Genomic DNA, 15,251 nt, shown 5'->3' with positions numbered 1-15,251 from the left:
GCATACTGCTTATCCTTAGTTGTCACGCTGAGCTTGTCGAAGTGTTGCCGAAAGGTCACTTTGTTTCTACAATTTATTTTAAAAGTTTTCTAACGAAATGTTCCTTTAAATAAAGGTAATAAAACACTTATTATGCGTGCCAACGTGTTCCCTAAGCTTATCGAAGAGGAAGGAGGGAAGCATAATGTGTGTGGAATGGGATCGATAAAATCTTAGTATTTATCTATAAGAAACTAAAGACTGTCTATAAGATTGTGAATATTAGTGTTGTTTATCTTACTTTAGTTTTTTAATAAGAGTTAATGCAAAGAGATTATTTAGCAATAATATTACATAGTTTTTTATGGCTATTGGTATTTCTATATCCTTTATTTTCATTAGAGGATATTTCTAATGCACAATACATCATTAATCGAAGCTGGTTATCTATTTCAAGTATTTTTCTTGTTTTTTATATCAATTATTTTGTTTTTAGAAAGAAAACCTAAAATTAGAAATGATAGTTTATATATATTCTGATTAATGTTTAAAAATAGAAAAAGGTTGTATTTCATAAACAACCTTTTTCTATTTTTAAAGTAATTAAATCATTTTAAACTTTCCAATAATTTTTCAGAAACCGTTTCCTTTTTGGCCTCTTTACAACTTGATGCTATAATTACGGTTAGGATTAATGCTAAAATTTTTATTTTTTCATCTTTTTTTAATAACTCATTTCAACTATTTTTTCAACTAGAGCAGGAGTAACTTTTCCTTTTTCTCCAATACCTTTCCAACCTCTTTCTTCAAAACGTTTTGAAATAATTTCAGCTGTACCTATATAATCTTTAGTATAATCAGACAATTTTGTGTCGATTCCTAACGATTTGAAAAACTCCGTTGTTTTTTCAATTCCAGCCAATGCTTTTTCTTCCAAAGTTCCATCAGTAACATTCCAAACACGTTCAGCATATTGTGCCAATTTTTCTTGTTTGTCTTCAAGGTTTACTTTGTAATGACTTTCAGTTATAATGGCCAAGGTTCTTGCGTGATCTATTCCAAATAAAGCAGTTAATTCGTGTCCCATCATATGAATTGCCCAATCACTTGGTACACCTTGCTGAATCAATCCGTTTAAAGCCATAGTACAGCTCCACATAAAATTTGAAGCTGCTTTATAATCAAACTCATCCTTCAACATGGTTGGTGCAATTTCAATCAAAGTTTGCAAAATACTTTCAGCAAAACGGTCTTGTAATTTAGCATCTACCGAATAGGTCATGTATTGTTCTAAAACGTGAGTAAATGAATCTGCCAAACCATTTGCTATTTGACGTTTAGGAATCGATTTTATGACTTCAGGATCTAGAATTGAGAATTGTGGAAACAATCCTGGACCTCCCATTGCAAATTTTTCTTTGGTTTCTGCTCTTGTAATCACAGCACCTGAATTCATTTCTGAACCAGTAGCAGGTAAAGTTAAAACAGATCCAAAAGGCATCCCTTTTTCAGTTCTAATATTTTTTGATAAGATATCCCAAGGAGTTTCTCCTTCAAATAATGATGCAGCCGATAAGAATTTTGTGCCATCAATTACAGAACCACCACCAACAGCTAATAAGAATGTTACTTTTTCTTCTTTAATAATATCTAAAGCTTTTAGTAATACTTCGTATTCTGGATTGGCAGGAATTCCTCCAAACTCAATCACATTCACTTTAGATAAAGCTGTTTTTACTTGTTCATAAATACCATTCTTTTTAATACTTCCTCCACCATAAAGCAGTAATACTTTGGCGTCCTTAGGAATTTCATTGCTAATGTTTTCTATTTGACCTTTACCAAATAGAACTTTTGTCGGATTTTTATATTGAAAATTATTCATATTATTGAATTTTAATCTGTTGTTCTTGTAATTATTCTATTACTGTTACTAAATCTTCTGTACTTTTTCTGACCTTTACAAGATTAACCAACCAATCGCTATCTGTATCTCTGTAACCAATTGGTAACATCACTGCACTACGTAAACCTTTTGCTCTTAAGTCTAAAATTTCATCTAATTTATCTGCTTCAAATCCTTCTAATGGAGTTGCATCTACACCTTCGTAAGCAGCAGCAATAATTGCCTGCGAAAAAGCGATGTATGCTTGTTTAGCAGCGTGATTAAAGTTTATTTCGGCATCTTGTTGTGGATACATTTTCAATAACATTTGTCGGTAGTTTTCCCAACCTTCATTTTTAAATCCGCGAATTTCATTCGTTAAATCAAACATATAGTTAATTCTATCTTCTGTATAGGTATCCCACGCAGCAAAAACGAGTAGGTGAGAGCAGTCGGTAATTACAGATTGGTTCCAAGCTATTGGTCTAATTTGTTCTTTAATCTTTTGATTTTTAACCACAATTATTTCAAAAGGCTGCAAACCACTTGATGTAGGAGCTAAACGAGCAGCTTCAATAATATTGTCAATCTTCTCTTGAGATACTTTTTCTCCATTCATTGCTTTTGCAGCATATCTCCAGTTCAATTTGTCTAATAATTCCATGTTAATTAATTTATTACTAATTTTTTAATTTTATTGAGTAAGTTATTGCTTTGATTTTCTTCTCATTAAATACTTTAGAGCTCCTGTTGACCATAAAGCCCAAATAATTAAAACGGGTTGAAAAAACAACCTAATTAACCTTTGATTATCATTATCTAAACCAAAAGAATCAATTTGATTTACATATTGATTAATATTTCCTGGGAAAATAAGGATATAGAAGATTGCCAATACAATACCTGTTATAACTTTTAATCTACCTCCAAAAATCATTAGAACCCCAAAAATAATTTCTACAACTCCTGACGCCAATACAATAAAGTCCATAAACCCTTTATCTGTTGTTATCCAAGTTGGGACTTGTGATTGAAATTCAGTCCGAAGGAAAGTTAAATGTCCTATTCCAGCATAGAACATAAAAGCGCCTAATAGAATTCTCAAGATATTTTGAATGACACTTGTTTTTTTATAATCTGTATTCATATAGTATACGTTTAAGTAGTGCACAATCTTGCCACTATCTTGTGGTTAATTGATGTTATAATTTTTTCTGTTAAAGTTTTATACTGTTCCAGGCAGATTGATAGGCTTCTTCCAATAGCGTTTTATCTAGGTTGATTGCTCCACGTTTTTGTGATATCATTAAGAACGATAATGGATTTATAGCATAGGCATACAATAGGTAATCTGAGATTGGCTTTATAATACCTTCTTTTTTACCACGAGCCCAAAGGTGGAGTAGTGGTTGTAAATGTTTTATACCTTCTTGTCGACTTTCTTCATCAATCATTGGTGTATTATCACATTGAGTTAAAAACATTGCATTTTCGTACTGTTTAAATTTAAAGTCTGCAATACGTTTCCATATGAGTTCAAAACCTTCTTCAATAGGCATGTCTTCATTATAAGTTTTAAAAGCATATGCTGTGTATTTAGCTTTTACTTCTATATAAGTTTGATTTACTAAATCTTGTTTGTTTTCAAAATACAAATAGATAGTTGCAGGTGACACGTTTGCCATTTTAGCAATCTTACTCATTGGTGTTGCATGAAAACCACTATTGTTAACCAATTCTATCGTTGCTTTAACAAGTGCATTTCGTTTATCTATACTTTTTTGAAGTTTGGCCATTTTATTATAATTGATATGCAAATATACAAAAAAATGAATGTTCATTCTTTTTTTTGTATAAATTTAACCTAAAGCTTAGATGCTAAAATTGGTCTCATAAAATTTTGCTGAAACAACAAGGTAGAGTGAGCGTGCATATTTCAGGGATTTAGTAGTACAGTTTCTTAAGAGTTTCAATTATAAATAGGTTTTCAAAGCAATGTTAACGAGTTCTAATGTTTCCAAAATTATATGCAGTTTTTATTTTTTTGTCTAGCTCATGCGATAATATTTTATTGGAGTTCGTGAATCTCCTAAAGTCGATTTCTTTTGTTTCAAGACAAAAGAAATTAAAATAAGAAAAAAAAGATTAATTGAAGTTCTACATATAACAAGTGCATAGAATTTTATTTTTACTCACACATTTAATTATTTGCAGAAACTTCAAATGTGTTCGTGAATCTCCTAAAAAGTCGATTTCTTAAAATTTATGCTCTTGTGGCAAGCTTACGAGAATTGCATAAAAAGTTTTTTTACGTATGATTAACCAAATACGCGATTTATAAACAGCAATCGAGCGCATAGGTAGCGGCTATTTTACATAATACTGCATTATAGTTACAATGAAACTAGAGATTCGCAAATTGACTTTTACATAATTACTATCGATATAAAACAACTAACGGTGTTATGATATCTGTTCACAAGAAGATGTATATAATGACACTGGCATTCACATTTCAAGAATAGAAAGGAGTAAAGTAAACATCACAGAGTACCTTATCTGTGCTTTGTGATTATTTTTATATAAAACTCTCTGATTTTTTAAAAGGTATTTAGATTTATGGTGCCATCTTCGGTTAGCATTGAGCTTATTAAATTAATTCGTTTTTTTTTGATTAAGAAATAAATTAAACTTCATTATATAATCGATAAGTCTTTTCTAATTTCTTCCGTAATCGCTTTCTAAGCTGTTTTGGTTCTATCACTTCAATAGTTTCTCCAAATCCTAAAATCATACGTTCAAATTCTAAATTCAAATGAACACGCAATTTAAAAATGGTGCTACCATCCTCTAATTTCTCTACAATCTCCTGAGAATGATGAAACGGTTTCGTAATCACATAAGGGGTGTTATTTCTGTCAATTTTCAGGATGATTTCTTGTAATTGTTCATCATTTAATACACTAACTCCTATAGTATTTTTATAATATTCATCACCATTGAAATTTTCTTCTATATAGGGTATAAGAGTATCATAATCGATACTAATGATTCTATCTAACGCTAGAGTAACGATGGGTTGCTTTTTCTTTGCATTAGGCTTTCCCACTAAAAACCATCTGTTATTAAATTCTTTCAAGATAAAAGGATGAAACACAAACTCTGAAGCATTTCTAGCTTTAAAGGATTGATACGTAATTTTCAATACTATTTTCTTAAGGATTGCTTGATATAATGTATCAAGATGTTCCAAACCTTTTAGCTTCTCGTTCTTATCTAGATGAATAATTGATGATTGATGAGTTTTTTCAGTATATACTTTGTCCTCTAATCTTTGGATGATGCCACCAAGTTCTGAGAATAGTGAAAAATCTTTAAATTGCTTTAGCATCTCAACAGTTTCAGAAAGTACATTCATATCATTTTCTGTCAAGGGGATATCTGTGATAGAATAATCTTCATCTTCATATCGATAATACTTCTTATCATAAACTTCAATAGGTGCATTATATCCTAATTTATCACTACGCATCATCTGAATATCCAATTGTACAGTTCGTTTACTTACATTGATATCTCTACCCTCATATTCGTATAAAGCATCAGAACATGCTTCTATCAGATCATCAAGTGTCCATTGCCGATTGTTGTTTTGTAGGCATTTATCTAGAGTTTTATAGCGTATCAATGCATTTTTGTTGAGGGCCATGATCAAATATTTGTCGAAAAATAGACATTATCTTTTATCTACGCAAATTGATTGCGTACTTAAGCGTAATATTTGCTCCTGAATTATAAGCAACCCCTCTTTAGCTTAAAAGGAAGAGCTACGGTAAAAGACTTTAGATCGTAACCGTGGAGTGATTGGATGATGTCGTTAATGATACGCTTATTAACGAATAGATTTTGCAGAAGCACCGAAATGAACAAGAATCAAAGTAGGGAAGCGCATTTAGAGCCAATCTGTTCGCCAAGGCGAAAGTCTCAGTTCGAATCTGAGAAGAGGGACAAAAAACAATGTAATATGAAAACTAAATTATATACAGCAGTTGAAAAATTATATAAAATTTTCGAGAAATATCACCTTGATGCTACCAAGCTTAGAGCCTATAGTTGTCCTTGTTGTGTAACCGATGAAGAAATTAGGGAAATTGTAGTGAAGCCTTTAAAGCAATTATCAGAAGATGAATTGAGATATTTTTCGAGATCAGCAATTACTACTTTCGGTACTGTAGAAGATTATAAACATTTCCTACCAAGAATTTTAGAATTAATGTATTATTCAAAAAGTGATTTTTTGCTTGATTTTACTTGTTATGAGAAATTAAATTACTCAGAATGGGAAACGTGGTCTATAGAAGAACAAAGTGCTATTGAAGATTATTTCTTAACTCTTTGGTATACTATTATTCATAATGAAAGTGCATCAGATTATCAAATAGAAAGTGTAATAAATATCATATTGAAATATGGTGATTTAGATAAGGTATTGATTGAATGGTCTAAGTCTAAAACATTGAAAGCCATCCTTTTTATTATTGAAGGTGTTCTAGATGGATTTAATTTTAAACTAAGTGATAGAGAATATGATACAATAACAGAATGGTTATCATCCGAAACTATGTTATCTAAGATTGAAAATATGTTTTTCAAAACTAAAGATTCAGTAGTTGCAAATAGGATAGCCATTGCACATACAATTTTGGAAAATAAGTATTCACTTACATTTTGCTAAGTACTACGCAAAATGACTGCGTACTTCTATATGACATTTGTACCAGAATTATAAACAAGCTATTAAACATTGGCTTTACAGTAATGCTCTGTCGAACGGGGAGTCGGCAGAGTTTAAGAAAAAAGAATATGAAAAATAAAACAAACATAACAGGAAAGACATTAATCAATTTAGGTTTTAGATCAGGGAAATGGTTTCCAGAAGCCATCGATCATATCAATACTAATCAATTAAAAGGAGAAGCAATGCATACCTATTTGGAGCAGTTTAAATCTCCGCCAATTGTAGATTTGCATACTGAAGCGGTTCCATTCGCAATTAACATAAAAGCAGAAAATGAGTTAGAAGAAACCAATGTAAATTCGGTTGTTGAATCGATGAATACCTTAATGAAAACACCAACATTAGTTAATGGCGCAGTAATGCCAGATGCTTGTCCTACGGGACCTAATGGTACAATACCAGTAGGAGGTGTGGCAGTTGCAAAAAATGCGATCCATCCAGGAATGCATAGTGCAGATATTTGTTGTTCTGTTATGCTTACTGATTTTGGTACAATGGATCCTAAAAAAGTTTTGGATGTAGCACATCAAAATACCCATTTTGGACCAGGTGGAAGAGATAGAAATACGCAGTATAGGTTTCCGGATGAATTATTAAAAGATTTTCAAGGAAATTATATGCTGAATAATGAAAAAATGATTCAGGCAGCAAGATCTCATTTAGGAACACAAGGGGATGGAAATCACTTCCTATTTATTGGTAAATCTAGAAAAACTGGTAATACAATGATGATTACCCATCACGGATCCAGAGGTCCTGGGGCTAATTTGTATACCCAAGGAATGAAAATCGCCGAACGTTTCAGAAAAGAATTATCCCCAGAAACTTTGAAACAAAATGCCTGGATACCTTTTGATACTGAAGAAGGACAAATGTATTGGGAAGCATTACAAATCATAAGAAAGTGGACAAAAACGAATCATGAAGTAATCCATAATGCCACTCTTGAAGCTTTACAGGTTAAAGCTCAAGATCGATATTGGAATGAACATAACTTTGTATTTAAGGATGAAGATTTATTCTATCACGCAAAAGGAGCAACTCCGCTAGATGCTAAGTTCATGCCTGATATTACTGGCCCTAGATTGATTCCATTAAATATGTCTGAGCCAGTTTTGATTGTGAACGGAGAAACTACAGTAAGCAACCTTGGTTTTGCACCTCATGGAGCAGGGCGTAATATGAGTAGAACGCAGCATAGAAGAAGCAAAGAGGGGAAAACCAATGAAGAAGTGTTTCAGGAAGAAACAGAAGGTTTGGATATTCGTTTCTTTTCTAATGAAATTGATGTTACCGAATTACCGAGTGCTTATAAAAATGCTGAGACAGTAAGAAACCAAATGGATGAGTATGGTTTAGGTAACGTAATTGATGAAGTATTACCTTATGGATGTATTATGGCAGGTGATTGGAAGCAAAATGCACCTTGGAGAAAAAAGAAAAGAAGTAGATAAAACTCTAAAAACAATAAGTATGCAAATCAAGAAAGGAACTCTGTATTAAGTTTTTTAATTTTTAAACTTAATACAAAATGAAATCTTATGAGAACAAGAAGTTTTACAATTATAGTAAAAGCCACAAAAGAAAAAAGAGAACTAAAAGTGCCAAAATTTGGTGGAAAAGTAATTCTTGGGAGTATCGAAGATATTTAAGACAAAAACATCGCAGCAAGTGTAAAAATATACTACGGAAGAAATTATTGGGAGAAGAAATAGAATTTCCATTGTATAAAAAAACATTGTGGTGGGAAGCCTAATGTTAGATATCATAGAGAGGTACAGATAGCGGGTTCACCAGTAGGTTTTGCTTTTCGATTAGGAATTTAAAAACCAAATTGTATCGAATAATAGAAGTTATGAAAAAACTCAATGCACCTATTGAATATAATGTACATTTGGAAAGTTTTATTTATGAAGAGTCCATAGCATTTTCTTTTGGGTTTTATAGAAAATAAATACAATGAAATAAGAAATTAACCAGAGTTATAATTTAAAGTTCAGTATATCAATTAAATGTATTTTACTAAAACCTTATTGCTTTTGACCATTTTTCTGACTTCTTGTCAAAGCAAGAAGTCAGAAATGAGTATACTATTTACGGGAGATGTCATTTTAGATAGAGGAGTACAAGATCAGATGAGGCTTCATGGTGATTCATTGCTAACAAATGCATTACAAAAAGTAAAATCAAAAGATTTTTTTATCATTAATTATGAAGGTACATTTACTTCTTCAGACAGTAGTCAGGATGATATATTTAATTTTAAGGTCGATAATGAAAAAGCTACTTTGTTATATAAAAATGGTGTCACTCACGTTTCTATAGCAAATAACCATAGTTATGACTATAGTGAAGATGGTTTTAAAGATACTTTGAAGACACTTAAGAGATGTAATCTAGGTATTCTTGGAGATACCTGTGAACCAAAAATACTAACCAAAGGAAAGTATTCCTGTGCCGTACTGTCTGCTTCGCTAACTATACATAATGAAGCATTATGTATTTCATCAATTGAAAAGCTAAAAAATAGTGTTACATCTTTTGTCATTAATAATCCGTCAATCCCTTTGATTATCTATATTCATTGGGGATTAGAATTACAACCAACCCCCGAGAAGTGGCAGAGAGAATTAGCAAAAGAATTGGTGAATTTGGGGGTGGATGGCATTGTTGGACATCATCCACATGTAGTGCAAACTATAGAGTTTATTAATGATGTTCCGGTTTTTTATAGTTTAGGAAATTATCTAGCCGACGCATACCTTCCAAATACAAATTGTTCATACACTTTGGAATTTAAAATTACCGACAAGATTCAAAATATAAATATTAAACCTATAAAGATCGAAAGGTATTTTCCTTCTTTTGTTGATAAAGAACACCAGTTTTCCGATATAAGAAAATATATATCCATTTCTAATGGAGTTTGTGCCATGCAAATGAAAGATGGCTGGATGCTGAAACCCCTCAAAGAAGTAGACTTTAAAGAAGAAACTACTCTATGGGTGTCCTCAGTCGATAAAAAGATAACTGCAATAAAAAGATTGCAATCGGGCAATGATTTACTGACAGTATATAATCCTAATGACCAACCAAGTACTATAAGATTACACGGTGATTTATCAGAAATGCAATTTTCAGATATAAACAATGATGGAACTATTGATATTCTCTTAGGTATTAGTAAAAAGGTTAATTTTGATCCAGTGAAGAAAAAAAGGATTAACATCTATTCGTATAAGAATGAAATCTTACAGCCACTTTGGTTGGGGACTAAGTTTATTGACGATGTAAAGGATTTTGACATTTATAGTATGGAAGGTATTAACTATCTTACTACTATAGAAATTGATGAAAAAGGAAAAAAGCATCAAAGAATGTATGAATGGGATGACTTTGGATTCGCTCTAACAACTACAAATCAAATTAAAGCCAATGAAAACTAATCAAATTATCATTTTCTCTCTGATATTTCTTTCCCTTGTATTCGGATGTAAGAAAAAGGCTGTACAGACTCAAGAAGAAAAACAAAACAAGGTTAAAGCAGAGCACCCAAAATCAGACGAAAACTCCAATACCGAGGTGAGTCAAAATAAAGAATATTTAAAAGCGTATTATGAGCTACCACATATCAAGGAGTTTTATGATTGGCAAGGAATGGAATATCACTCTGGTGATCAAATAAAGTATTCTACTGATTTATCCAAGTTGTCATATGACGAGTTAAGATTATTAAGAAATGAAGTATATGCTCGAAATGGACACCTCTTTAATGATGGTTTTTTACGAGGTTATTTTAATCGTTTCAAATGGTATATGCCAATATTTGATGTAGATGATTTTAAGGTGATGTTAAGTGATAAGGAAAATGACTTAATAAACAATATTCTAGAGGAAGAGAATAAGAGAAAAAAACAAGAAACGATACCTAAAGGGGATTTACAATTATATAATTCAGATTTGATTGTAAACCTAAAACAATTCGAAAAAGTCCCTCAAAAAGTTCAAGAGGATTTTAAGAGTCAGAATTTTAGTATTGTAGATGCAAATAGATCAATGCCATTTTATGCATATGATGAGAATGCATATCAATACATCCCTCATTATATCACTACAGACTTATACCTATTTATTTTACATAAGTATTTTTCAAGAAGTATAGAAAAACTTGATGAAAATTATATGTACGGTCAACTAAAAAACATCTTAAATCTAGCATCACAAAAACTAAATGAATTATCTACAACAGAATCGTATGTAAAATTCCAACCTACTATAGAATGGGCACAAATGTATAGTGCCTTGGCACAATATACTATGGGGGAGAATGGTGTGTATATTCCTCAATCTTATAAATCAATCTTCAATAGTGAAAAAAATAATATTGATAAACTAAAGGGGAGACCAGCATTCATACCGAATGATTTTGTCGATTATCAGGAGTTAAAACCACGAGGGCATTACACTAAAAGCGAAATACTTAAGAAGTATTTCAAAGGGTTTAAATGGATTAGTCTTAATGGAATAAATCTTAATAACAGAGAACAATTGAATGGATTGATAACATTTGCCTATGTAATTAAAAATGATAAAAAATTACATAAAGCATACAAGCAATATGTTTCAACTATTGAAAAATTAGCTGGGCGAGAAGATAATCTTTCTCTTTCGGATATAATACAGTTATTGACAGGCCAAAATCTTACTGAAGTACTTTCTGATGAAAATGTAGCGTTGATTACAGAGGAATTGAACAAGTTGAATAAAGAAAAAATTAAAAAGGTATTTGGAGCATCTTTTCAAACTACAGAGAAGGAAGCTAAAAGAGTATTTTTCTTATCTAGTACCTATTCAATTAGTGGCGATATTTTTTCAAAATTGATTCATATTGATGGAAGTAAATCTAAAAGACCTTTTCCAAATGGCCTTGACATTCCTGCAGTGTTTAATAATAAAACTGCCAAAAACATTCTTATAAATGAATATACTGAAAATAATGATTGGCCTGACTACCAAGTAAGACTGAATAAACTTGAAGAACAATTTAAAACTTTTGATGATTGGGATCATAATTATGGTTTCAAGGGAGTTCAAACCGCTTTGACCTCGTTCTATGAAGAAGATAGTTATCCAGATTATATGAAAACCGATGAATATAATAGAAAAGAATTAGCAACTTCATTAGCTTCCTGGGCACACATTAAGCATGATTTAATACTCTATCAAGAAAAGCCATTCGCTGCAGAGTCAGGTCAGGGTGGTGGTCCTAAACCGCCACAGCATTATAGTTATGTAGAACCAAACCTGAAATTTTGGGATACAGCACTAGAATTGGTCGAGTGGTTGGAAGGTTTTTCAGAATTCGAATCTACTTATAAAGATGAATTAAACAGCATAAAGGAGCTAGGAAGCAAATTAAGATCAGCGGCATACAAGCAGATCGAAGGAAAAGAAATTACCAGAGAAGAATATGATTGGTTACACTATGTCGGGGGTACAGTAGAGTATATCCTTTTCGGATTATTAGAAACGGATCATCTACCAGAGCGAGAGCGTTCCATGGCACTTATAGCAGACGTTTATGTGTATAATGGCACGAACTTAAACGTAGCTGTTGGACATGCAGATGATATATATACAGTGGTGCCAATAAAGGGAGAATATTATATTGCCCGTGGGAGTGTGTTTTCATACTACGAGTTTACTGGAGGAATACTTGATGATGATCAATGGAAAGCTAAAATAAAAAACAATAATATACCCGATAGGCCTAAATGGATTGAACCTATTATCAATTACTCAACCCCTTTAAAGGGACAAATGCAGTTTAGATATTAAAATTATGTTCTTTTATGCTCTAGATGCCTAGAGAATTTGAGAAAAAGTAGAAGTGAAATTTTTATGATTAAAAAATTGTCGCATATTTGTGCAACAAAATGACACAAAATAGAATACATACCGAACCGAAATCGCTGTTTTGTCAGTGTGATTATCGATGGATTAATGAATTATCCATTCGAAACAGGACGTTGTGTAGCTATTTTTGAGCATTTTTATGAAGTGATTTAAAGTAAAAACTAGATATAACTATAAGCGTCCAAGAAATTGGACGCTTTTTTTATGATTTTTTTTTAGAATAATGAATAAAAGTTAATTAGCACATAAAGATTAGTATTTGGAAAGTAAGCATCAGGGAGACAGACGATTACTGCAACTATCCAAAATCCGTTGAAAAACGGACAGGGATTCCTATATCTAATTTTAATCATAACTAATTGATTATCAATAAAATATATTAAAAAAAGTTTGCCGATTTGAAATAATGGTTGAATCTTTGCATCGCAATCAAAACAAAACTAATAATGAAGATTGCATTACTATAAATAATTATAAAACGTATAAAAATGATACCGAATAATTTACTACATATTTTAAATCGCCTCTTTAGTGAGCAAAGAGAATATTGTTCTGATAAGAACATAAAGAAAGGTGTCTATTTTATAGAAAGGATGATGATAAGAACATAACTTAAACATTCATCAAGATATATAAGAAGACGCCCAGACAAGGCGTCTTTTTTTATTGCCATAGTTCATTGACATATTGAAAAATTAAACACATTGACGTGTAGCTTAATTGGATAAAGCACTCGGCTTTTAACCGAGGTTATGTAGGTTCAAGCCCTACTACGTCAACTTTACGGAAGGACAAGCCAATAGGTGGTGGCCGCAGTCTTGAAATAAGCTTGCGATTCAACGAAACCAAAAGGCAATAGAAGCCAGGAGTTAAAACTGTTAGGAGCTAATGACTCGTGTGGGTTCGATTCCCACTTCTTCCGCTATGGGGCGTAGAGAAAATACTGACTTTGTTATGCTCGCCTGCTAAGCGAGTTCACGTCTAGCACGTGATGAAGGTTCGAAATGCTTTGCATTCATTCCTTTTAATAAAATAACAAACAATGAAATCCTTTGCACTCCACAATAAAGATACTGTAGCTTAATGGTAGCGCCGATGAGCTGTAGTAGAGCCTGTGCCGGACTTGATCCGGTTCCGGTATTCAAGTCCTACCGGTAGTATCGCAATGACAAGGTGGCTGAATGGTTAAGGCATCGGTTTGCAAAACCGTTTTTTGCAGGTTCAAATCCTGTTCTTGTCTCTTATGGGAGTTCGCCAGAGTTGGAGAGTTGGGGCAGACTGTAAATCTGTTGTGAAAGCTGAATAGGTTCGAATCCTATAACTCCCACAATTAGTACCGTAGCACAATGGCTAGTGCACCCGACTGTCTCTCGGAAGGTCACGGGTTCGAATCCCGTCGGTACTGTGTTCGTTAAGATACATAGTTTACACAAGTTAAAGATTAGGTGTTTACACTAAGTTAGTTTCTAATCTTGTTGCTTGTTGTTTCTTTCTTAGGTTTCTTTGATCAAAGAAACCTAAAAATACATTTCTATAATAAACTTTCCAAATACCATTGCCTAACTCTTGTATACCTACATATTTCCCTTTTAATGCGGCAGTTAAATATACCCAATAATAAGACTTCCATCTAATAGCTCCACTCTTGGTTACTTTAAGTACTTTAAGGTTGGTGTCGTAATCAAAATTAGATATTTTTTCGGGGAATGGTCTACAGGAAAAGTCGTGTATATCAGCAGGTGTTTTCATTTCTAAAGCTTCATGTGGTCTGATAGTATTATACTCTTTTACGAAGTGATTTAAGCGCCGTTGTTGTGCTTTTAAATCGTAAGCTGAAGGTTTAGCACAAGCGGCTTTTAAATCACGATGCATTCGTTCATGTCTTCCATTTTGTTCTGGATGAGCAGGATCAGAAAATACAGGTGTGATTCCTAGTTCAATAAACCAATAAGATAATTGTGTATAGCGTTGAATAGCTCTTACAGATCCAAAAGGGCTTCCATTGTCTGTGTGTATTTGTTTAGGGATTCCATATGTTCTAAAAACCTTTGTAAACTCAGCTTTGGCTGCTTTTAGCGTTTCTTTATAATGACCTTTAGCAGTGAATAGAAATCGACTTTTAGAGTCCGCAATGGTTAGTGGATGACAATAGATTTTATTACCCATTAAAAACTTTCCTTTATAATCAGCACTCCATACTTCATTACAGGATTTTGGATCAAAAATGGGGAATACAGGTTTTACTCTTCGCATTCGTTTTTGAGGAGATACCAAACCATTTTTTCGAAGAATATTATGCACAGTAACCACAGAAGGGATTTGTTGTTCAGTAAACTCTTTAAACAATAATATTCTGATTTTTTTAGCTCCCCAAAGCTTGTGCTTTTCTTTTAATTTGATAATACTTTTAACGATATTTTCAGAGGTTGCATTAGGATGTTTACCTGGTACTCTGGATTGTTCTTTTAAGCCTTCATAGCCTTGATTTTCGAATCGCTGAATCAATTTGTAGGCCGTTGGTCTGGAGATTCCAAAGCTTTTAGATAATTCTGTGATGGTATATTTTCCTGTTCGCCATTCACAGATAAATTCAATTTTCTGTTCCATAGTTGTTGTGGTTTTCCAAGGCATGATAATTTGATTTTCCTCTCAAATTATGCCTTAAAAAGTGTA

The 15,251-nt window shown here is 32.4% G+C and carries 10 protein-coding genes and 5 tRNA genes; 9 read left to right on the top strand and 6 right to left on the bottom strand.

Annotated elements, in window-relative coordinates:
- Positions 1–703: 703 nt before the first annotated feature.
- The 5 genes from ATE84_RS16725 to ATE84_RS16705 form a co-directional block, all read right to left on the bottom strand.
- Entirely contained in the window at positions 704–1,864 is a 1,161-nt protein-coding gene (locus tag ATE84_RS16725) for an iron-containing alcohol dehydrogenase (RefSeq protein WP_101449045.1), read from the bottom strand.
- Between the two features lie 31 nt (positions 1,865–1,895).
- Positions 1,896–2,528, bottom strand: a complete 633-nt coding sequence (locus tag ATE84_RS16720) for an NAD(P)H-dependent oxidoreductase (protein ID WP_101449044.1) — start codon at positions 2,526–2,528, stop codon at positions 1,896–1,898.
- A gap of 42 nt (positions 2,529–2,570) precedes the next feature.
- Positions 2,571–3,011, bottom strand: a complete 441-nt coding sequence (locus tag ATE84_RS16715; protein ID WP_101449043.1) for a DoxX family membrane protein — start codon at positions 3,009–3,011, stop codon at positions 2,571–2,573.
- Between the two features lie 70 nt (positions 3,012–3,081).
- The gene (locus ATE84_RS16710; protein WP_101451075.1) at positions 3,082–3,660 is read right to left on the bottom strand and encodes a TetR/AcrR family transcriptional regulator; all 579 of its coding nucleotides are present in this window, start codon (positions 3,658–3,660) and stop codon (positions 3,082–3,084) included.
- 890 nt (positions 3,661–4,550) lie between these two features.
- Complete coding sequence (locus tag ATE84_RS16705) at positions 4,551–5,573, bottom strand: YafY family protein (protein ID WP_101449042.1); 1,023 nt, start codon at positions 5,571–5,573, stop codon at positions 4,551–4,553.
- Positions 5,574–5,888: 315 nt separating this feature from the next.
- On the opposite strand from ATE84_RS16705, the gene ATE84_RS16700 reads away from it, so the two are divergent.
- The 9 genes from ATE84_RS16700 (at position 5,889) to ATE84_RS16670 (ending at position 13,983) form a co-directional block, all read left to right on the top strand.
- On the top strand, positions 5,889–6,599 hold the full coding sequence (locus tag ATE84_RS16700) for a hypothetical protein (RefSeq protein ID WP_101449041.1): 711 nt from the start codon (positions 5,889–5,891) through the stop codon (positions 6,597–6,599).
- A gap of 128 nt (positions 6,600–6,727) precedes the next feature.
- Entirely contained in the window at positions 6,728–8,116 is a 1,389-nt protein-coding gene (locus tag ATE84_RS16695; protein WP_101449040.1) for an RtcB family protein, read from the top strand.
- A gap of 627 nt (positions 8,117–8,743) precedes the next feature.
- Positions 8,744–10,108, top strand: coding sequence for a CapA family protein (locus ATE84_RS16690; protein ID WP_158237274.1), 1,365 nt, complete (start codon positions 8,744–8,746; stop codon positions 10,106–10,108).
- Entirely contained in the window at positions 10,098–12,500 is a 2,403-nt protein-coding gene (locus tag ATE84_RS16685) for a DUF3160 domain-containing protein (RefSeq protein ID WP_101449038.1), read from the top strand. Before ATE84_RS16690 ends, ATE84_RS16685 begins: the two co-directional genes overlap by 11 nt.
- Positions 12,501–13,283: 783 nt before the next feature.
- Positions 13,284–13,357 (top strand) — tRNA-Lys (locus ATE84_RS16680).
- 6 nt (positions 13,358–13,363) lie between these two features.
- Positions 13,364–13,500: transfer RNA gene (locus ATE84_RS26260), tRNA-OTHER, on the top strand.
- A 245-nt stretch (positions 13,501–13,745) separates the two neighbouring features.
- Positions 13,746–13,818, top strand: a tRNA-Cys gene (locus ATE84_RS16675).
- Between the two features lie 5 nt (positions 13,819–13,823).
- A tRNA-Tyr gene (locus ATE84_RS26255) sits at positions 13,824–13,905 on the top strand.
- A gap of 5 nt (positions 13,906–13,910) precedes the next feature.
- A tRNA-Asp gene (locus tag ATE84_RS16670) sits at positions 13,911–13,983 on the top strand.
- A gap of 44 nt (positions 13,984–14,027) precedes the next feature.
- On the opposite strand, the gene ATE84_RS16665 is transcribed toward ATE84_RS16670, so the two are convergent.
- Complete coding sequence (locus ATE84_RS16665) at positions 14,028–15,209, bottom strand: integrase core domain-containing protein (RefSeq protein ID WP_101448206.1); 1,182 nt, start codon at positions 15,207–15,209, stop codon at positions 14,028–14,030.
- Positions 15,210–15,251: the final 42 nt, after the last annotated feature.

The sequence above is a fragment of the Aquimarina sp. MAR_2010_214 genome (assembly GCF_002846555.1).
Lineage (GTDB): Bacteria > Bacteroidota > Bacteroidia > Flavobacteriales > Flavobacteriaceae > Aquimarina.
This window is presented reverse-complemented; position numbering and strand designations above follow the sequence as displayed.